Source organism: Neisseria sp. 23W00296 (assembly GCF_044772855.1).
GTDB lineage: Bacteria > Pseudomonadota > Gammaproteobacteria > Burkholderiales > Neisseriaceae > Neisseria.
Genome location: NZ_CP173024.1, coordinates 688239 through 709110, shown reverse-complemented (window position 1 = coordinate 709110; position 20872 = coordinate 688239). Strand labels below are relative to the sequence as shown.

Annotated in this window: 16 protein-coding genes; 5 read left to right on the top strand and 11 right to left on the bottom strand. The window is 58.2% G+C overall.

Going from position 1 to position 20872, the window contains the following annotated elements; all coding sequences use genetic code 11:
• Positions 1–27 precede the first annotated feature (27 nt).
• Positions 28–1269, top strand: a complete 1242-nt coding sequence (locus ACG2K1_RS03655) for a capsule biosynthesis protein (protein WP_395429004.1) — start codon at positions 28–30, stop codon at positions 1267–1269.
• Between the two features lie 940 nt (positions 1270–2209).
• Here ACG2K1_RS03655 and glnA read toward each other — a convergent pair.
• The 5 genes from glnA to ACG2K1_RS03630 form a co-directional block, all read right to left on the bottom strand.
• Entirely contained in the window at positions 2210–3628 is a 1419-nt protein-coding gene (gene glnA, locus ACG2K1_RS03650; RefSeq protein ID WP_395429003.1) for a type I glutamate--ammonia ligase, read from the bottom strand.
• A 285-nt stretch (positions 3629–3913) separates the two neighbouring features.
• Positions 3914–4267, bottom strand: coding sequence for an adenosylmethionine decarboxylase (speD, locus tag ACG2K1_RS03645; RefSeq protein WP_395429002.1), 354 nt, complete (start codon positions 4265–4267; stop codon positions 3914–3916).
• Positions 4264–5940, bottom strand: coding sequence for a DUF4178 domain-containing protein (locus tag ACG2K1_RS03640; protein WP_395429001.1), 1677 nt, complete (start codon positions 5938–5940; stop codon positions 4264–4266). Before ACG2K1_RS03640 ends, speD begins: the two co-directional genes overlap by 4 nt.
• 190 nt (positions 5941–6130) lie before the next feature.
• A complete protein-coding gene (locus ACG2K1_RS03635; RefSeq protein ID WP_395429000.1) occupies positions 6131–7159 on the bottom strand; it encodes an SPFH domain-containing protein in 1029 nt (342 codons plus the stop codon).
• Positions 7160–7189: 30 nt separating this feature from the next.
• A complete protein-coding gene (locus ACG2K1_RS03630) occupies positions 7190–7588 on the bottom strand; it encodes a DUF350 domain-containing protein (RefSeq protein WP_009426740.1) in 399 nt (132 codons plus the stop codon).
• 224 nt (positions 7589–7812) lie between these two features.
• Here ACG2K1_RS03630 and alr point away from each other — a divergent pair, with 224 nt between their 5' ends.
• The 3 genes from alr to ACG2K1_RS03615 all read left to right on the top strand — a co-directional run bounded on the left by alr (position 7813) and on the right by ACG2K1_RS03615 (position 10971).
• A complete protein-coding gene (alr, locus tag ACG2K1_RS03625; RefSeq protein ID WP_009426738.1) occupies positions 7813–8868 on the top strand; it encodes an alanine racemase in 1056 nt (351 codons plus the stop codon).
• An 80-nt stretch (positions 8869–8948) separates the two neighbouring features.
• Positions 8949–10085, top strand: a complete 1137-nt coding sequence (dapE, locus tag ACG2K1_RS03620; protein WP_395428999.1) for a succinyl-diaminopimelate desuccinylase — start codon at positions 8949–8951, stop codon at positions 10083–10085.
• Between the two features lie 238 nt (positions 10086–10323).
• Positions 10324–10971 carry an alpha/beta fold hydrolase gene (locus ACG2K1_RS03615; RefSeq protein ID WP_395428998.1) on the top strand — a complete coding sequence of 216 codons (648 nt, stop codon included), beginning with the start codon at positions 10324–10326 and terminating at the stop codon, positions 10969–10971.
• A 70-nt stretch (positions 10972–11041) separates the two neighbouring features.
• Here the strand turns inward: ACG2K1_RS03615 and era are convergent, their stop codons facing one another.
• Positions 11042–11965 carry a GTPase Era gene (gene era / locus ACG2K1_RS03610; RefSeq protein ID WP_009426735.1) on the bottom strand — a complete coding sequence of 308 codons (924 nt, stop codon included), beginning with the start codon at positions 11963–11965 and terminating at the stop codon, positions 11042–11044.
• Between the two features lie 60 nt (positions 11966–12025).
• Positions 12026–12919, bottom strand: coding sequence for a LysR family transcriptional regulator (locus tag ACG2K1_RS03605; RefSeq protein WP_009426734.1), 894 nt, complete (start codon positions 12917–12919; stop codon positions 12026–12028).
• Between the two features lie 217 nt (positions 12920–13136).
• Between ACG2K1_RS03605 and ACG2K1_RS03600 the strand changes: the two genes are divergently transcribed.
• Positions 13137–13958 (top strand): basic amino acid ABC transporter substrate-binding protein, encoded by an 822-nt coding sequence (locus ACG2K1_RS03600; RefSeq protein WP_009426732.1) that lies wholly within the window; start codon positions 13137–13139, stop codon positions 13956–13958.
• 60 nt (positions 13959–14018) lie between these two features.
• Here ACG2K1_RS03600 and ACG2K1_RS03595 read toward each other — a convergent pair whose 3' ends face one another.
• From ACG2K1_RS03595 to ACG2K1_RS03580, 4 genes are all read right to left on the bottom strand, one after another.
• Positions 14019–14288, bottom strand: coding sequence for a hypothetical protein (locus ACG2K1_RS03595; RefSeq protein WP_009426731.1), 270 nt, complete (start codon positions 14286–14288; stop codon positions 14019–14021).
• 298 nt (positions 14289–14586) lie between these two features.
• Positions 14587–16044: a surface lipoprotein assembly modifier gene (locus ACG2K1_RS03590; protein ID WP_395428997.1), complete on the bottom strand. Its 1458-nt coding sequence runs from the start codon at positions 16042–16044 to the stop codon at positions 14587–14589.
• A gap of 317 nt (positions 16045–16361) precedes the next feature.
• Positions 16362–17285, bottom strand: coding sequence for a Slam-dependent surface lipoprotein (locus ACG2K1_RS03585; RefSeq protein ID WP_395428996.1), 924 nt, complete (start codon positions 17283–17285; stop codon positions 16362–16364).
• Positions 17286–17493: 208 nt separating this feature from the next.
• A complete protein-coding gene (locus ACG2K1_RS03580; RefSeq protein ID WP_395428995.1) occupies positions 17494–20829 on the bottom strand; it encodes a TonB-dependent receptor domain-containing protein in 3336 nt (1111 codons plus the stop codon).
• Positions 20830–20872: the final 43 nt, after the last annotated feature.

The window sequence follows — 20872 nt, the reverse complement described above, 5'->3', positions numbered from 1 at the left end:
CCTGCAGTCCGCAGCCGCCCAAACAACATGAAAACCATCCCGTCCAACCTGGAAAAACTCGCCCGCAAACGGCGTGTTTTGCTTTTGCAGGGGCCTGTCGGCCCCTTCTTCCGCCGCCTCGCCCTCTGGCTCGAAGCGCGCGGCGCACGGGTGTTCAAATTCAATTTCAACGGCGGTGACGAAGCCTGTTATCCCGCCCGCCTTCCCCGCGTCACCTGCTACCGCGGCAGCCCCGAAGACTTCCCCGCCTGTCTCTCGTCCTTTATCAAAGAACACAAAATCGACGCCGTCGCCTGCTTCGGCGACAACCGCCTCTACCACGTAATCGCCAAAGAGATTTGCACCGAGGCGCGCGTTTCCTTCTGGGCGTTTGAGGAAGGCTATTTCCGCCCGCACTTCGTCACCCTCGAAGAAGGCGGCGTCAACGCCCATTCGCCGCTGCCGCGCGAAGGCGCTTTCTTTCTCAACGCGCGGCGCAAACTCGCCGTACAGCAATACAACCCGCCCGCGCCCGTGCCCGACGGCTTCTGGCCGCGTGCCAAAAGCGCCATGTACTACTACGCCGCCGCCAATTTCTGCGGCCGCCGCTACCCCGCCTACCGCCATCACCGCGCCATCGACCTACCGCACTACATCGCCCTGTGGCTGCGTTCGGGCATCCGCCGCGCGGGCTACGCGCTTGCCGACCGCCGCTTCGCCGCCCGGGTCGGCAGCGGCCGCTTCGGCCGCTTCTTCATCGTGCCCCTGCAAGTGTTCAACGACAGCCAGGTGCACATCCACAGCGACTTTGCCTCCGTGCGCGACTTCCTGCTGCACGTACTCGCATCCTTCGCCGCACACGCCCCGTCCGACACCTCGCTCATCATCAAGCACCACCCGATGGACAGAGGCTTCACCGACTACCGCCGCGACATCGGCGGCTTCCTCGCCGCGCATCCCGATCTCGCCGAGCGCGTGCACTACGTCCACGACGTGCCGCTGCCCGTCTTCCTGCGCCACGGCACGGGCATGGTGACGCTCAACAGCACCAGCGGCCTCTCCGCCCTCGTCCACAACATGCCCGTCAAACTGCTCGGCCGCGCCAACTACGACATCCCCGGCCTCACCTCGCGCCAGCCGCTGGCCGAATTCTGGCAAAACCCGCAGCCGCCCGACCGCGAACTCTTCGCCGCCTACCGCATGTACCACGTCAACGTCACGCAGATAAACGGCAGCTTCTACAGCCGCGTCAACCTGCCCGACACCCTGCCCCGCCGCCGCAAAAAATAAGCGCCCGTGTGCTTTGCCCGCAGCGGACACACGAAACGCCAAATCCGCAGAGGCCGTTCCCGCCTTCGCGGGAATGATGTTTCTGAAAGCGCCGTTTCGACACAAATAAAACGTCAACCCGCCTTTCAGACGGCCTTGTGCCGTTTGGCGGACGAAAAAGCAAAAGGCCGTCTGAAAACCGCAAAACGGGTTTCAGACGGCCTTTTATAGTGAGTCAAAATAAAAAAGATACAAGGCAGCAAGCCGCAGACAGTACAGGTAGTACGGCAAGGCGCAGCAACGCCGTAGATTTTTTATTTTGGCTCACTATACTGCTAAGCGTAGGGACGGAGGCCGCAGAAATATCCGACAGGTTGCGGCAGCAGGTAACAGGCAAAAAGCGTTTCTGCGAACCGCCACCCCCTCCCCTGCCCTCCCCCTCGCTTGGGCGCAGGAGAGGGAGCAAGAGGTACGGCGGGATTGACGGTTTCAGACGGCCTGCGAATATAGTGAGTCAACACAAAAAGATACAAGGCAGCAAGCCGCAGACAGTACATCCAGTATGAGGCAGGTTTTCCTGGCATCTCCAATGCCGTAGATTTTTGTGTTGGCTCTCCATAGCGGATACAAGCATCCGTCCCGCATGCTGCCTTTAAGGCCGTCTGAAAACATTTCGGTATCTGCATTCCCTCTCCCGCCCGCGGGGGAGGGTCAGGGTGGTGGCTGGTGCCGCTGCGGAAACTTTTGTTCGGTTGCATCAGCAAAAGCAGTTCTGCGGACTCTCCCTCTCCTGCCCTCCCCCACACTTGGGCGCAGGAAAGGAAACGGGATACAGAAGCAGTAAAAAGGCCGTCTGAAAGACACCTGTCAGACGGCCTGAAACGGCTGCGGCATACACAGGCCGTCTGAAAGCCCTGTTGCGGGTTTTCAGACGGCCTTTGGCGTTCAAACAAACGCGGTATCAGAGCGAGTAATACATTTCAAATTCCAGCGGGTGCGGCGCCATGCGGATGCGGCGCACGTCTTCTTCTTTGAAGGCGATGTAGCTGTCGATCCAGTCTTGGCTGAACACGCCGCCGCGCAGCAGGAATTCGTGGTCGGCTTTGAGTGCGGCGAGGGCTTCTTCGAGCGAGGCGCACACGGTGGGCACGAGCGCGTCTTCTTCGGGCGGCAGGTCGTACAGGTTTTTGTCGGCCGGTTCGCCCGGGTGGATTTTGTTTTGGATGCCGTCCAAACCGGCCATCAACAGCGCGGCAAAGGCCAGATACGGGTTGGCGGTGGGGTCGGGGAAACGGGCTTCGATGCGGCGTGCCTTGCTGCTGTTCACGGACGGAATACGGATGGATGCGGAACGGTTTTTGGCAGAGTAGGCGAGTTTGGTCGGCGCTTCGAAGTGCGGCACGAGGCGTTTGTAGGAGTTGGTGGACGGATTGGTAATCGCGTTCAGGGCTTTGGCGTGTTTGATGATGCCGCCGATGTAGTAGAGCGCGGTGTCGCTCAAGCCGGCATAGCCGTCGCCTGCGAACAGGTTTTGGCCGTCTTTCCAGATGGATTGGTGGACGTGCATACCGCTGCCGTTGTCGCCCATGATGGGTTTGGGCATGAAGGTGGCGGTTTTACCGAAATTGTGGGCAACGTTTTGGATGACGTATTTCATGTCTTGGGTTTGGTCCGCGCGTTTGACCAAGGTGGCGAAGCGCGTGCCGATTTCCATTTGGCTGCCGGTGCCGACTTCGGCGTGGTGCACTTCAACCGGAATGCCGATTTCTTCCAAGAGATTCACCATCGCCGAGCGCAAATCCTGTCCTGCGTCGATGGGCGCGACGGGCGCGTAGCCGCCTTTGACGGTGGGTCGGTGGCCGGTGTTTTGGCCGTCGAGGTGCAGGCCGCTGCTCCACGCGCCGCTTTCGGATGTGATTTCAAAACGGGTTTTGTGCATGGCGGTTTCAAATTCCACGCCGTCGAACACGAAAAATTCGGGTTCGGGGCCGAAATAGGCGGTGTCGCCGATGCCGGTGGATTTGAGGTAGTTTTCGGCGCGGCGGGCGATGGAGCGCGGGTCGCGGCCGTAGCCCTGGCCGTCGGCCGGGTCGATCACATCGCAAGTAAGGACGACGGTTATATCGTCGAAAAACGGGTCGATAAAGGCGGTGGCGGGGTCGGGGCGCAGCTGCATATCGGAAGCCTGAATGCCTTTCCAGCCGCCGATCGACGAGCCGTCAAACGGCTGGCCGTTTTCAAACCATTCTTCGGGGTCGTCGAGCACCACGCGGGCGGGTACGGTAAAGTGGTGCTGCTTGCCTTTGGTGTCGGTAAAGCGCAAATCGACAAAGCGCGCTTCGTTTTCTTCAATCAGTTTGACAACGTTTTTGACGGACATAATCTGCTCCTGGGCGGCGGGTTGTGGACGGGCGGGAATATAAACAGGCAGCGTTAAATTATCAACAATTTTACGCAGGAGCGGATGCAGGCCGTCTGAAAGAAACCCGGCAGGCGGCTCAAAGGCCGTCTGAAACCGCTGCCGCAGAATGCAGGAAGGCCGTCTGAAACGGGTTTCAGACGGCCTCAAAGACGGCAAACGGGTTTGGGCTGCGCCGAAGCCGCGTGTTCAGACGGCCTCCGCGTCCGATAACAAAACGTGCACAAAGGCCGTCTGAAAAACGTTTCAGACGGCCTCTCCGCGCTCGATGCTCTGCCAGCGGCTGCTTTCGGCACGCAGCTCCCTCTCGATAACGAGGCGGGCGGCTTCGGCGGGCATGGCGCCGCAGAGGAAGATGTCGGCGGCGGCGTAGCGGCGTTCGGGCCAGGTGTGGACGGTGAGGTGCGATTCGGCCAAGAGCAGCACGCCGGTGACGCCGCCTTCGCCGCCGAAGGTGTGGAAGCGGCTGTATAACACGGTGGCCTGCGCGGCTTCGGCGGCTTGGTGCAGGACGGTTTTCAGACGGCCTTCGTCGCGCAAAACGTTGGCATCGCAGCCGTAGAGGTCGAGCAGGCCGTGGCGGCCGGGGAGGTGGCTCATTTGTGGCCTCCCGAAAAGCCGCCGCCGATGTAGCCCGTGCCGCCGCCGTAGCCGGATGTGCCGCTGCTGCTGCTGCTTGCGGCGTAGTGGAAGGCGGTGGCAAACATGATGAGGAAGGAGCCGATAATGACGTAGGCGGTGGTGCTGCCGATCATGGAGGTGCCGTCTTCTTCGGAGGGGCTGCCGAGTTTGTGCAGGCCGTAGCCCGCCAGAATGGGCAGAAAGAGGCCGCCGTCGGAGTCGCCGATAAAGAAGGCGGGCAGGTTGAGGATGGCGAGCAGGCCGATCATCAGCCAAACGACGTAGGCCGGGATGTGTCCGCCGCTGTCGGGTTCGGCGGCTTTTTCGTCGAGACCGAAGGCGCGGGCGATTTCGCGGTGGTCGACGGGTTCGGTGATGCTCCACGACATTTCGGCGGCGGAGAGGTCGGAGGAGATTTTGCCGCGCCCGCGTTTGTAGTCGCTGTAATAGTTGAGATCGCCGGAGCGGACGTGCCAGTAGAACGCGCCTGCGGCGTAGCCGACGCGGCTGCCGTAGTCGTAGAGTTTTTCGCAGCCCTGCGGGTGGCCGTTGCGGTCGAGGCGCGGCCAGTCGTGCAGGGTGTAGGAGGCTTCCCAGCCGCTTTCGCTTTCGATAAGCCAGAGAAAGCCGTTTTCGGGGTGGTAGAGCAGGTATTCGCGCCAGCGGCCGACGGGCACGGGAGCGAAGGGTTTTTTGAAGGCGTACATCAAATCGAAGGCGGTTTGCGCTTCGTATTCGTCTTTGTGCAGCGCGCCGATAACGGTGTAGGTTTTGCCTTTGAGCGTGCCGCTGCTGCCGACGGGCAGGGTGAGGGCTTCCTGCTGCGCTTCGCGCATGGCGTTGGCTTCGATGAGTTCGATTTTGCCGTCCACCGCTTCGAGGTCGCTGCCGCAGGAGGGGCAGAGGATGTTGTCGGCCAGGCCGCTCACCCAGTGGACGGGCGAGCCGCAGTTGGGGCAGTTTTCGGATTGGCGGCTGCCTTTCAGACGGCCTGTGCTTTCTTTGATTTGGTCGGCGGTGCGGGTGTATTGCAGTTGCAGATCGTCGAGTTTGACGGCGCTGCCGGTGTAGAAGGCGGGCGGGCTGTCGGAGTAGTCGGTGGTGATGAAGACGTTTTCGCAACGCCAGTCGGCCACTTGGCTGACGCTGTCTGCGGAAAATTCAAACGGCAATTCTCCCTGGGCGGCGGCGTGTTTGAGGGTGACGCGGCGCACGTCGGAGGCGATGAAGCGTTTGTTTTCAAAGTCGAAGGTGGTAAAACCGGCGCGGATGTCGTCGAAGGCGGGCAGGCCGTTCGGTGTGGCGTGTGGGCGGGTGAAGGTGTAGATGTCGCCCGCTTCGGCGAGCCAGCCGGTGCCGCCGTCGTCGAAGAGGACGTACCATTCGTTCCATACGCCCGCGTCGTAGTGCATCTGCACGCGGCCGACGAGGGAGAAGGGATGCGTGCCCCAGCGCCCCTGCGTGCCGATTTGCAGCGGGCTGTAGTCTTCCAGAAGGGCGGAGTCGCGGCCTTTGTCTGCCACGCCCGCCGCTTCGCGCACGAGCATGCTGTTGCAGTAGCCGCAGACGAGGGTGACGGAGGTGGCCGAATGCGCTTCGACGCGCGCTCCGCAGCTAGGGCAGTCGGTGTGGAAGATGGGTTCGCGGGTCATGGCTCGGGTATGGGCTGGTTGGTCGGGAGTCTCTGTTTTCAGACGGCCTTTTATACAGAGGCCGTCTGAAAAGAAAGTCGGAGAAAAGCCGTTGTTGCTTGGAGGCCGTCTGAAAGCGGAATTTTACGTTTTCCGTTTTTCAGAAACGTCATTCCCGCACGGTGTAGGCGGGAACGGCCTCTTTGCGCCGTCAGCCGATAAGCTGTTTCAGCACTTCGGACTTGGCTTTTTCAAAGTCTTCGGCGGAAATCAGGCCGTTATCGAGCAGGGATTTGAGTTTCTGCAACTTGGCCTGCGGGTCTTCTGCGGCCGTCTGAACGGGCGCGGCGGGCTGTTCGGCGGCGGGTGTCTGCGCGGCGGGCTGCATCATGCCGCCCATCGCGCCTGCCATTGCCTGGCCGATGCCCGCGCCCACGCCCAGTCCCGCGCCGATGCCGGCAACGCCGCCTTCGTTCTGCGCCGCAAGCGGGATGGCTTCGGCGGTTTGGAATTTGGTGTAGGTGTCGAGGTTGCCGACGATGCCCATGGAGATTTTTTTGTCGAGCGCCTGTTGGATGTTGTCGGGCAGGCTGATGCTTTCGACGGTGGTGTTTTCCAGGGTGAGGCCGAGGCGGGCAAACTCGGGGGCGAGGGCTTCGCCGAGTTTTTGCGACAGCAGCACCTGGTTGGCGGCCATGTCGAGGAAGGGGGTGGCGGCGTTGCCGAAAATGGCGGCAAGCTGGGTTACGGCGATGTTGCGCAGCTGCTGTTCGAGCTGGTGGCCGGTGTAGCTTTCCACCACGCCGCTGACTTGCTTGAAGAAGGCTTCGGGGTTGCTGATGCGGTAGCTGTACATGCCGAAGGAGCGGATCTGCACCGCGCCGAATTCGGGGTCGCGCACGGTTACGGGCTGGGCGGTGCCCCATTTGCGGGCGAGCTGCTGTTTGGTGTTGAAGAAGTAAACGTCGGATTTGAAGGGGGATTCAAACAGTTTGTCCCAGTTTTTCAGGTAGGTGAGGATGGGCAGGGTGCTTGTGTTGAGCTTGTAGGTGCCGGCGGAGAAAACGTCGGCGGTTTTGCCCTCGTCGACAAACAGCGCCATTTGCGATTCGCGCACGGTGAGGCTGGCACCGTTTTGGATTTCCTGGTCGGCAATGGGAAAACGCCACACCAGCGTTTCGTCGTCGGGGTTTTCCCATTGGATGATGTCGATAAACTGCTTTTTAATGAAGTTGAACATGGCGTTTTTCCTTTGCGGTTGAAGATTTTTTTACGACAGACAGGCGGCGTTGAGCAGGCCGACGGCGAGGGAGAAGCTGCCGAACAGCGCGCCGACAGCGACATTGTTGGCGGCCAATTCGTCCGACGCCTGCGGAATCAGGCGCGCGGCGGCGAAATAAACGGCGGTTTGCAGCACGCCCGCCGCACACGCCCACAAGAGAAAGTCGGTAAAACCGACGCTGTGGGAAATGCTGGATGCCAGCGGCAAGCAGAAGCCGACGGTGGTGCCGCCGAAGGAGAGGGCGCAGGCGAGGTTGCCGTTTTTAATCAGATGCAGCTCGCGCACGGGGGTGATTTTGACGTAGAGGGTGCAAAACAAAGCCAGCAGCGCGAGGGCGGCCAGCATGTATTGCAGGTAGAGAAAGTATTGGGCGGGGGAGATGGACATTGTTCGTTCCTAAGTAAACCATGCGGCCGATTATGCCACAACCGTGCCGCCCGTCCGCCTTGCCAAACCGCTTTCAGACGGCCTTTTGCGTTTTTTTTACATCTTCAAAAACGCCCCCGACCCGCCTATAATCCGCAGGCCGTCTGAAAGCCCGTTTCCCGTGCACACGGGCTTTCAGACGGCCTCCCGTTTCCCGTTCCCGCCCACACCGAAGGACAACCGCCATGAGACCTCTGCGCGCCGAAATCCGCCTCGACCGCCTGCGCGAAAACTACCAAACCCTCAAACAAATCCACGGCGGCCGCATGCTGGCGGTGCTCAAAGCCGACGCCTACGGCCACGGCGCGCTGCGCTGCGCCCACGCCCTTGCCGACATCGCCGACGGATTCGCCGTCGCCTTTCTCGAAGAAGCCCGCCTGCTGCGCGAAAACGGCATCGCCAACCCCATCGTCCTGCTCGAAGGCGTGTTCGAACCCGAAGAATACGCCGAAGTGGAACGGCTCAATCTGTGGCCGGTGGTCGGCAGCCAGTGGCAGCTCGAAAGCCTGCTGCGCCGCGACTGGCAGACGCCCGTTACCGTCTGGCTGAAAATGGATACGGGCATGCACCGCGCCGGTTTCTTCCCGCACAACTTCGCCGCCGCCCACACCGCGCTGATGCAGAGCGGCAAAGTAGCCGCCGTTGTCAAAACCAGCCATTTCGCCTGCGCCGACGAAGAAGAACGCGGCATGACCGATATGCAGATCGAAGTCTTCGACCTCGCCTGCGCCGCTTTGGCGGGCGAAGAGAGCCTCGCCAACTCCGCCGCCGCCATCGCCTACCCGCAGGCGCGGCGCGACTGGGGCAGGGCGGGGCTGGCGCTTTACGGCGTCGATCCCTTTCTGGAAAAAGACCCGCGCTTCAAACCCGTGATGCGCCTCGTAACCGAAATCTTCGGCGAACGCGTGTTGCAGCCGCACGAACCGATAGGCTACGGCGCAAGTTTTTATACCAAACGCTCCACCCGCGTCGGCCTCGCCGCCGCAGGCTATGCCGACGGCTACCCGCGCCGCGCCGCCACCGGCACGCCTGTTGCCGTCGACGGCCGCCGCAGCCGAATCCTCGGCCGCGTTTCTATGGACATGCTTACTGTCGAGCTGGCCGACAACGAAGGATTCGGCAGCGAAGTCGAACTGTGGGGCGACGCGGTGGACATCAACGAAGTCGCCGCCGCCGCAGGCACTATTGCCTACGAGCTGTTGTGCAACGTCAAACGCGCCCGCTTCGTTTACATCCAATAGCACAGAGGCCGTCTGAAAGGCTTTCAGACGGCCTCTGCCCCTTAAAACCTTTTCAGACGGCCTACTGCCGAACCAACATCATGACCCATCCCGCCCTTGCCCTTGCCCTTGCCAAAGAACTTATCGCCCGCCCCTCCGTTACGCCCGACGACCAAGGCTGCCAGCGGCTCATCGCCGAACGCCTCGCCCCCCTCGGTTTCACCGCCGAAGAAATGAACTTCGGCGACACCAAAAACCTCTGGCTGCGGCGCGGCACATCTGCCCCACTGGTGTGCTTTGCCGGACACACCGACGTTGTTCCCACAGGCCCGCTGGAAAAATGGACGTCGCCCCCCTTCGAGCCGACCGAGCGCGACGGCAAACTCTACGGGCGCGGCGCGGCCGACATGAAAAGCAGCATCGCCGCCTTTGCCGCCGCCTGCGAAGCCTTTGTCGCCGACAATCCGCAACATAACGGCAGCATCGCCCTGCTGATTACCTCCGACGAAGAAGGCGACGCGCACGACGGCACGGTGCGCGTCGTCGACGCCCTCAAAGCGCGCGGCGAAACCATAGACTACTGCATCGTCGGCGAACCCACTGCCGTTGCCGAGCTCGGCGACACCATCAAAAACGGCCGCCGCGGCTCGCTCTCGGGCACGCTCGCCGTCAAAGGCAGACAAGGCCACATCGCCTACCCGCACCTGGCCGACAACCCCGTCCACCGCGCCGCCGCCGCCCTCGCCGAGCTGGCCGCCGAACAATGGGACGAAGGCAACGCCTACTTCCCGCCCACCGGCTTCCAAATCTCCAACATCACCGCAGGCACGGGCGCGACCAACGTCATTCCGGGCGAGCTCACCGTCAAATTCAACTTCCGCTTCTCCACCGCCTCGAATTCAGACGGCCTCAAACGCCGCGTGCACGCCATACTCGACCGCCACGGCCTGCAATACGATTTGCAATGGAGCCTGTCCGGCCAACCCTTCCTCACCGAAGCCGGACGCCTCACCGAATGCGCGCAAAACGCCGCCGAAAAAATCTGCGGCATCCGCCCCGAGCTTTCCACCACCGGCGGCACGTCCGACGGCCGCTTTATCAAAGACATCGCCCGCGAACTCATCGAACTGGGCCCCGTCAACGCCACCATCCACCAAATCGACGAACACATAGACACCGCCGCCGTCGGACAACTCGCCGAAATCTACCGCACCATGCTCGCCGACCTGCTCGGTTAACGCAAAGAGGCCGTCTGAAAACAATAAACTCCGTCATTCCCGCGTAGGCGGGAATCTTGCCTGATCCAAAATAATCTCTGATACGACCATATTTTGCTTGGATTCCGAAAAGATTCCCGCCTACGCGGGAATGACGCCGTTTAGATGAACATTGGCGTTGTACAAAGGTTTCAGGCCGTCTGAAAGCGCGTTTTCAGACGGCCTCCCACCTTAAAAACCGCCGACAAAGGAACAAGCCATGACCGAACACGTTTTGCTGCTGCACGGCATCCATATGCACGCTTGGACGATGTTTCCCTTTGCCCGCCTGCTCAAACAACAGGGGTTGGATGTGGAAACCTTCGGCTATTACAGCGTCTGGCAGACACACGAAGCGCACTGCGCCGCGCTGGCCAAAGCCGTCGAAGACTTTTTCAGACGGCATCCGCAACAGCCGCTGCATTTTGTCGGCCACAGCCTCGGCGGGCTGGTGCTGCGCCGCTTCGCCGCCGCGCGTCCCGACCTCGTGCGCGGCCGCATCGTTACCCTCGGCACGCCGCATCAGGGCAGTCATACCGCCAAAACCATCCGTAACAAAGGCCTGTCCGCGCCCCTGCTGGGCGGCGCATACCGGCAGCTGCTCGACGGCAACCTGCCGCCCCTGCCCGAAGGCGTAATGCTCGGCAGCATCGCGGGCAACGCGCCGATGGGTGTCGGCCGCCTCTTCGGCCTGCACGGCGAAAACGACGGCACGGTTTTGGTGGCGGAAACCCGCTGCGGCGGCATGGCCGACCACATCGTTTTGCCCGTTACCCACACGGGTATGCTGAACGACGGCGAAACGGCGCATCAGGCAGCGGTTTTCCTGCGGCAGGGCAGCTTCGAGCGCGGGCAGAAGGCCGCCTGAAAAAAACACGGCAGATACAGCAAAAAGGCCGTCTGAATCTTTCAGACGGCCTTTTTGCCAAGGCAGCGGTTTACAAACCCAATTCGCGCAAAAAGCGCACGTCGTCCGCCCAGCCGGATTTCACTTTCACCCACACTTTCAAAAACACTTTGCAGCCGAAGAGTTTTTCCATATCGAGCCGCGCTTCGGTGGAGATTTTTTTCAGTTTTTCGCCGCCTTTGCCGATGACGATGGGCTTTTGGTTTTCTTTATCCACCAACACGGCGATATAGATATGGTAAATATCGTCGCCCTCTTCAAACTGTTCTACCTCGACATTCATCGCATAAGGAAGCTCCTCGCCCAGATAGCGGAACAGTTTTTCGCGCACGATTTCGCCGGCGAGAAATCGGCTGGAGCGGTCGGTAACCATTTCTTCGGGGTACATCGGCACGCTTTCGGGCAGGTAGGGCTTGACCTGCGCCATCAGCGCGGCCAACCCCAGCCCGTGTTTCGCGCTGACGGTTTCGCAGCCGGCAAAATCAAATTCGGCACGCACGCCTTCGATAAACGCGTTCAGCGCGGCGGCATCGGCGTTGCCTTTATCGACTTTGTTGACGACAAGAATCACGGGCATGTGCGTAGGCAGCAGCTTCATCACGGCGCGGTCGGCATCGGTAAAGCGCATCGATTCGATGACAAACAGCACCACATCCACGCCGCCGATGGCTTCGGTAACGTTTTGGTTGAGGCGGTCGTTGAGCGCGTTGCGGTGGTAGGTTTGGAAACCCGGGGTATCGACAAACACAAATTGCGCGGTGTCGTCGGTATAAATGCCGGTAACGCGGTTGCGCGTGGTTTGCGCTTTTTTGCTGGTGATGCTCACTTTTTGGCCGATGAGGTGGTTCATCAGCGTGGATTTGCCCACGTTGGGGCGGCCGACGATGGCGACAAAGCCGCAGCGGTATCCGGCGGCGCGCGCGGATTCTTGGTTTAAAAAGGTTTCGATGTCCATAAGGGCTTTCTTCACAATAAAGAGGCCGTCTGAAACAGGGTTTCAGACGGCCTGTGGGGTTTACAGGCCGGATTCCGTCTGCCACACGGCGGCAATGCATTCTTTGAGCATGTGTAGCGTGGGATTTTGCGCGTATTCGTCGGCATAGATAAAGTGCAGCGGCAGCGTCTGCCGGTATTCCTCCACCAGCGCCACCGGCCTGCCCGCTGCCACGGCGGCGCGGGCTTTGCTTTCGGGCACCATCGCCACGCCCTGCCCGTCGGCCACCAGATCGATGATGGTTTGCGGATAGTCGCACAGAATCTGCCGCTTGGGCGCGAGGCGGTTGGCACGCCAAAACTGCTTCAAATGCTTGTTGCTGCCCGACACGCCCGACATTTCGATCCAAACGTAATCTTCAAGCGCGGCAGGCAGATTGCTGCGGATGGCCGCCAGCTCGTCCTGCGGGCAGATAAGCGCGTAGCGGATGTTTTCGAGAAAACGGCTGTGGATGCCCGGCTGGCGCGTCATGCCGAGGAAAAAACCGCCGTGCAGCCGCTTGTCGCGGATGCGCTCGAGAACCTCGCCGCTCATGCCGTATTGGATGTGCAGGCGGGTGTGCGGCGCCGACTCGCCGATCAGCGCGGTCAGCTGCGAGACTTTGGCCGAGTCCACCGGATGAATCAAGCCGAGGTCGGCCTCCTCGGTGTAGTTGGCGGCGAGTGTTTTGGCAAACTGGTCGAGACGGTGTTTGTGCTGCAACAGCGCCTCGGCCTCGGGCAGAAAGATTTCGCCCGCGCGGGTGAGCGTCATGCCGCTGCTGGCGCGGGTAAACAGCGGCGTGCCCAATTCGGCCTCCACCGCCTTAATCTGCGCCGAAACGGCAGGCTGCGACAAAAACAGCCGCTCGGCGGCCTGGGTGAGATTGCCGTGATGCGCCACGGCAACAAAGGATTTCAGTTGGTTCAGCTCCATTTTTACTTTTTTGCGTGTCGGGAAAGATTGTTTTTCTGCGCGCCGTTTTAACACAAGCCGCACGCAAAGAGAAGCACAGAGGGCAAAGAGGCCGTCTGAAAAGCGCCCTGCCCCGCGCACTGTTGCGGCTCTGTTTTCAGACGGCCTCCCGCGGCTTGCCGCAAAACGGCGCTTTCGGTATTATGCCGCGCTTGTAAAAAATCTTTAAGGACACACCATGTCATACCAGAAAACGCTGTCCGCAGCGCTGGCGGCCGCCCTGCTGCTGGCAGGCTGCTCGCACGAAAACGCGCAGCAAAACGCCGCGTCCGCGCAAACGGGCGCAGCGCAGGAATACATCGTCGCCACCGACGCCGCCTACGCGCCGCTGGAATATATGGAAGGCGAACAGGTCGTCGGCTTCTCGCGCGACATCCTCGCCGCAGCGGGCGAAAAAGAAGGCATCAAATTCAACTTCGTCAACACACCTTTTGAAGGCATCTTCGCCAACGTGCAAAAAGGTGACAGCGACGTCGCCCTCGCCAGCATCACCATCACCGACGAGCGCAAACAAATCGTCGATTTTACCGACCCCTATTTCGAAGCCACACAGATGATCGTCACCGCCGACAAAGGCAGCGACATCAAATCCTTCGCCGACTTGAAAACCCGCAGCGTTTCCGTACAAAACGGCACCACCGCCGATTTGATTCTGCAAGATTTGCAGGGCAAAGACAGCAAACTCATCCGCCGCTTCGAAAACATGCCGCTGGCCTTTAAAGAACTGGCCGCAGGCGGCGTGGACGCCACCGTCGGCGACAACGGCGTCGTCCAGTATTTCGTCGCCAACAACCCCGGCATGAAATACAACATGTTCGTCGATCCCTCCTTCCCGAAAGAGCAATACGGCTTTGCCCTGAAAAAAGGCCGCAACGACGGCCTGCGCGAAAAAATCAACAAAGGCCTCGCCGCTATCAAGGCCGACGGCACCTACGCCAAAATCGAACAGAAATGGTTCGACAAAGGCGCAGCGCAACAGGAAGCGTCCGCCGCCAAATAAAGCCGCCGCAAAAAAGAGGCCGTCTGAAATTTTCAGACGGCCTCTTTGCCACAGAGCAGCCTATTTGCAGCTTACACCGGCGATTTTGCCGTCGTTCAGCTTGATGTTGCAGCGTGTCGCCCCCGCGCCGGAAATCACCACCCCGTCGCCCGATTTCTTAATCACCAAAGGCTCTTTCACACCCATGGACACAGCCGTTCCGGCCAGATTTTCAGTCAGCGCGGCAGAAAGCCCGGCAGAGTTTTCCTGAATCTTGATTTCTTTGGCTGCCGCCTGTTGGCCGAAGGCGGCAACAGCAAACGCAAGCAGCAAAGCGGTTTTCTTGTTCATATCAATGTTTCCTTAAAAGCGCCTGAAAAACACAGGCCGGCGCAGGGTAAAGCAATTCTCCCGCAGGCGCAAGCACCGCCAATCACACTTACCCGTCAGCCCAACCCTGCCGCCGCCACATGCACCGCATGAAAAAAAGGCCGTCTGAACAGGGATTTCCCCTTTCAGACGGCCTCTGCTGCCGTAGTAGGGTGTGTTGCGCAGCAACGCACGCGGTTTGATGTCTTTCGGAAAAGCGTGCGGGTAAACAAAGGCCGTCTGAAACTTTCAGACGGCCTCCTTCCCGCAAAGCGGACATTCAAAACCCGTATTGCAGCTTGAAGGTGATTTCGTTGCGTTTGTAGCGGTTGACCCACGAGGTGCTGCGGTTGTTGGTGCGTTTCAGGCTGAGGACGGGGACGAAGCCGCGCAGGGCGGGGCGGTCGTATTTGAGGTCGAGCTGGTAGGTGTGCTCCTTGTCTTTGCGCCGCGTGTCGAGCCAGGCATGGAAGTCCTGATAGGCGGTTTTGCGCCAAATGGTTTGGAATGTGGCTTCGATGCCCGAATCAAAGCGTTTGCTGATGCCGCCGCGCAGGCCGTGGCGGCGGTAGGAATCGACTTTTTCGCGGCTGTTTTTGCGCAGGAAATCGTAGCCGCCAAAGATCACCCAATTTTTCGGCAAAACGTACACGCCGGTGGCAAACAGCAGCGATTGCGGGCCGTTGAAATGTTCGTAGCCGCTGCGGTAGCGGTCGTATTTGTGCTCTATCTGCACGCCCAGCGAGGCTTTGTCGGCAAAGGTGCGGTTGTAGGACGCGCTGACGCCCGCATTGCTGTCCTGCATTTTTCCGCCGACCCAGTCGTATTGGATTTGCGGGCCGATTTCAAACGATGTGTCTTTGTTTTGGAAGCTGTATGCCGAACCGAGGCTGACGCTGTGTTCGGTGTATTCGCGGTTTTCGGGATAGATTTTGCCCAGCGCATAGCCGGAAAACCGGATGCCGTGGTGGCCTTTGAGCGAGAGGCGGCGGCCGGCGGCGGCTTCGTATGCCCACATGCGGCCGCTTAGCGCATCGGGGGTTTTCATCGGCAGCCATTCGCTGCGGCAGGTGAAATTGCCGTTGGCGTCCAAAATCGGCTGCCCGTTGGAATCGAAGCCGCAGCTTTGCTGTTCGCGCAGCATGGTGGCGGCGGAGGAGCGGTTCAGATTGCTGTCGTGTCCCAAGCCGACGGAGAGCGAGCCGCTCCATGCGTCGCGTTTGGAGAGCGCGTCGGAGAAGCCTTTGATTTTTTCGTTGACGGCGGGGCGTTCGGGAATATCGATGCTGCCGAACAGCGCCGCCGATTCCCTGTTCTGCTTGTCGACAAACAGCAGCCGCGCCAAATCGAGCTTGGCGCGGACAAACTGCGGATTGCGCGCATACAGCTCCCGATAGCGTGCCAGCGCGCCCGGCAAATCGTCGCGGAACACGGCCAGATTGGCTTCGGCAAACAGCACCATATCGGGATCGGCATCGGGCTGCGCCTTGTAGATTTCGAGCAGACGCAGCGTTTCGGCTTCATTTTGCGCGTTCACCGCCTTCATCAGCGCGGTCGGCAGATTGTCGTCTTCCTGCGGCGCGGCTGCGCCGAAAGACAAATCGCCCACCGTTTCCCCTTCCTGCCGCTGCTGCCGCTCTTCAATGCCGTATCTCAGTTGCAGGCGCATGTCTTCGTTGTCGGCGCGGACGGGCAGGGACAAAAGCAGCAGCGGAAGGAGAAACAGACGGTATTTCATGGGCTTTCCTGTGACGGGTTCGGTAGGGTTTCAGACGGTCTTTGGAGCAGCGGCAGTAACTGTGTTCCCTCCCCTGCTTGCGGGGGAGGGTTAGGGTGGGGGCTCGCGCCGCTGCGGCAACTTTTGCAGGGCATCGGCGAAATGCAGTTCTGCGAACTGCCACCCCGCCCGCCCCTCCCCCGCGCTTCGGCGCAGGAGATGGGGTAAATGCGCGAGGGATTTTTGGTTTCAGACGGCCTCAAAGTGCAGCGGGCAGGAAAAACGCATTCCTGCCCGCTTATAATAATCTTTCATGTTAACTTTCAGCAGCACTCAAATTATTTCTTCGCACCACCGAAAGCGGCATTGAGGTTTTTGTTGTTGTCAAACTGGGCGATACCGGCCAAGCCTACGGCGTTATTGCCGAAGAAGTTGCCTTTGGTTGTGCCGTTTACCGAACCGTTGGCAACGGCTTTGCCGGAGAATGAAGCATCGGAAGTTACGATTTTCGCGTCAATTCCCAATTTTTTCAGATCACCGGTTGTCCTAGTCAGCGTCCCTGCCAGCGTTTTCTTGCCAAAATCAGCCTTCAAATCGCCGCTCAATACAGCAGTACCCTGCTCGTAATGACCATTGATGCCTTTAACTGCGTAAGTAGCCGTGCCGCTGGTGGGCATATTGGTGGTTTTACCTGTGCCGCTGTAGAACACAGTGTAGTTGTTTTTGCTGGTATCTTTATTCACGCTACCCGCACCGGACGGTGTGTTGTCCCAGTCGCCGTAGTAGACATCCAAATTACCGACCTTGCCGTAAGACATACGGCCTAAGTGTGAGTGGTCGGGCATTTTGGGGATAATGTTCCACGGGAAGCCTGTCATTTTGTACATATGGGCAACAGTTACGCCATTTTTGTCTTTGCCTAAAATACCACTGGCAAAGGTTTTAACAAAGAACTGGCTGGCGGTTCTGTCGATTTTCTCGAAAGAAACACTTTTATTATTAGCCAAACCTTTGCTGCTGTTGGTTTGAGCATTTTTGTCATAAACATAAAGAGAAGCCTTCCCTTTATGCTCACCCTCAGTGCCGACTGTGGCATATATCTGTTTTGCATTTGCGTTTCTATTGGATACAGAAGTGTACCCATCATCATTTGCAACAGGGTTATTCGGCAAACCTTTGGGAATAGCAACTTCAGCAAAAGCAGAAGAAGCAGCCAACACGGAAACAGCGGCGACAATCAGTTTAATATTCAGGTTTTTCATATTTCAAACTCCATAAGTTAAAAAATTATAAAGAAACCATCTTGTTGCGCACCACCGCATAACATACAAAACAAACAAAACCTAACCTGCACTGCAGTGTCGTTAACAAGATAAAACCATTATACAAGAGTAATCTGAAATTGCTAGTGATAATTCCTATTTTTTATAAAAATTTCAGGTTTATTTTATAATTATATGTTTTTAATGATTAAAATTTTGCCGTTAGCCCGAAGCGCACGGTTCTGCCAGGAGCAGGCATATATGAGGGACTGAGCGGATCAAGGTAGTAGCGGTCGGTTAAGTTTGTTCCTACCAGCTCGGCGGTGATGTTTTTGCGGATTTTGTAGCGCAAGTACATATCCCATGTAGCGACCGGCTGCCATTCCTGCCCTGCCACCTTGCCTGCCCAAAAATGGTTCGGATGCTTGCGGTAACTGTTCCAAGCTTCGTCGCGGTCTTTCTTAATCCGGCTGTGATAATGGAAACGCAGCCCCGTTTCCAATTTTTCGCCAAACAGGCGCATGCCCAAATCGGCATCGATTGACCAGCGCGGTTGCAATGCGGAAGCAAGATAGCCGCTGTCGCTGACTCCGCCGTGGTTGCAGGAGGGAGATCTCGGATATTTATCGGGCTCTAAAAAGTGACTTTCCAATTCTTCAGGATAAGGAGAAAACATGCTGTCGCACATTTCGTTTTTGATGTTGCGCAATACGCCCAAGCTGCCGAAAACTCGGCCGCTGTCAAAGCGGGCGGAGAGTTCGACGCCGGTACGCACCTGTTTGTCGAACTGCTCAAATTCTAAGTTTTCGTCGCGATCGATAACGTTTTTGGTTTTGTTGTGGAAATAGTTGATGCGGAAATCGGCGCGGCGCATTTTCGGCAGCAGCCCCGTCAAATCGTGGATATAGCCGACTTCCCAATTTTTGGCGTGTTCGGGCTTCCAACCGTAGCCTGCACGATTAAAACCGCCTGCAAAATTGGAAAAGCCATAAGTGCCTTCAAAGATGCTGGGGTAGCGCAGGGTTTCGGTGTAGCGCAGATAGGCGCGGGCGTGGTCGGTGAAGTTGACGGTGGCGGAAAAGGCGGGTGCCCAACCGCCGTTACTTTGATGCCGGATGCGGCTCAGTTCGGTCGGGCTGATATTGCCCTCTTGATGAAATCTGTCAGCCAAAACATATTTTTTAACTGTTTTCGGGCTGTTCGGATTATTGGGATCATAAGCAGGATTGGCGGTTTCTTCGCTAAGGATCGCGCTGTTACTGCCGTTTAAAATCGGATGATCGGCAAGATTCAGACGGCCTGAGGCATCCTTGTTCCAAAACACGGTAGGTGGAAGAGGTTTGTTGTAAGGCTCTTTGTAATAATAGGCAAAAGGTCTTTCAAAGTTAGGACGGAGCGGCTGGTAACGTCTGCCGTCATAAACAAGATAAGGTACACCTTGATCATTGAGTTGAAGAAATTTCTGCTGTTCTTGGATTGTGAGAGCACGGTTAAATTCCTGTCTTGCCCACATATCATCAAGAGTATCTTGGGATATGGCTTTCGCCGCTTTGTAAACTGCATATTCCTCAGGTGTGGCAACGCGGGTAAAAGTAAAGCCGCGACCACGATCCATCCCTATAGGAAATCCATATGGTGTCAATCCTTCCTTTGCTACCCTGCCGTCATCATTAATACTGAAACGGGTGTAGCGTGCACCTGCGGTAAGGTTCAGCCATTCGGTCGGCCTGAAATGGAAATTGAAGCCCAGATTGGCTTCGTGTCGTCTACCGTTGCGCGGATAACCGAGGCGGCTGAGTTCGTAGTTAGCGCGGATAATAGGAGGCTTGGCTTCTATTTCATCTTTGTATTTGTCCATGCCCATCCAGCGCAATTCGTCGGAAAATTCGTCGCTTGAGCGTAGTTTTTCATACTGGTAGTCGCCCATCACAGTCAAATCCAGCTTGGGCGTCAGCTTCATGCGGTTGGCGAAGGTGAAACCGTCGCGCTCGTTTTTGGCGTAGTAAGCCTGACCCTGTACGGTGTTGAAGCGGCCGTTGGTGTTGGGGGCGTTTGGGGAAACAGTCGGCTTTTTATTAGGATTAAAGTCGTAATCGTCAATCATCAGTTGCCGTTCTTCTTGGCTCATGTTTGGCCATTGTTTCATGATTTCCTGCCACTGCCCGATTTCACTGTCGTAGCGGGATTGGAATTCCAAGTCTTCATATAGGGTGTCGCCGGGCGAGCCGCCTGCGGTGTTGGTTTTGGATTTGGTGCGCGTTGTCCACAGGGTGGCATCAAAGTTTATCCAGCGGCTGTTTTCGGGCTTAAAGGCGTAGTCAATATTGACGGAATTCTGCTTCACCCACGAACGCGGCCATTCGGCGATTTTGTTGAGGTTTTCATTATTGGAAATCGGGCCGATGATGCGCGAGGGCATCACGTCGCCAAACTGTGTGTCGGTGTGGCGCAGGCCGAATTTGAGAGTTTGGTTGTGCGGCAGGCGGAAGGTGGTTTTGCCTATCCATGATTTGGTTTCCAGCGAGGTATTGGATACTTCGCCGCCAGGATGGAAGAAAAGGCCGACGCGGGCAACATTAGGAGAGCCAAGCGCATTGCTGCTGCCCCAAAAATTCTCACCACGTTGTCGGGCTTCTTCTTCCAATCTTTTGATTTCTTCCAGTTTCTCCGGTGTCAGCGGGCCGATATAGCCGTAGCGTTCCGCGCCTTTTTTGCCGGAGAAATAGTTGCCCTTGCTGCGGTAGGCGTAGGCAATCATGGCATCAAAGTTGTCTTGTTTGGTGGCGGCGGCGATGCGGAATGCTTTGTCTTTGAAGAATTTGTTACGCCCTTCAAAGCGTTGGTCGACGCGGTCGGTATCGTCGAGCATGGCGCGCCAAATGCCGCCGGTGGCGACGGAAGGTTCGGGCAGGGTGCGGTAGTCGACAGAATCTTCGTAGACGTTTTTGCGCTGTTTGATGGAGTTGCTGGAGGTTTCGACTTTGACTTCGAGGCCGTATTTTTGGCCTTCGGGCACGATGTCGTCGGCGTCGATGGTTTTCATCGCCACCAAGCCGCCGATGCCGCTCTTGATGCCGCGGTTAAACGACGGGCCTTTTTCGACATAGACGCTGCTGATGATGTTGGGGTCGACATAGTTGCGGTTGTTCGCGCCCGCGTAGCCGCGCCATACGGTGATGGCCTGCTCTGTGCCGTCGATGGTAACGGGAATGCGCCCCTGCCCCTGCACGCCGCGTATGTTGGGGTCGACCGCGCCGCTGTTGCGGGCGTCGCCGCTGTATACGCCGACCATGCCGCTGAAGAGGTCGGATACGGTGTTGCCTTTGAAGGTTTCGACTTCTTCCTTGCCTTTGTAGAGGTTTACCACTTCGCGGGTGTAGACGCGGTCGCGGCCGGTTTGGTGTTTGTTTTTGTTGCCTTTGACGATAACGGTTTCGAGAGCGGAGGATTCTGCAGCGTCGGCGGCGGTGTTGTCGGCGAAGGCGGCAGGCGTGCCGAGTATGGCGATGCAGGCGGCGAGGGTTTTGAGACGGGTTTTATTCATGGCGGAAGTCCTTGCAGAATGATTCTAAAATTATGCAAATCAG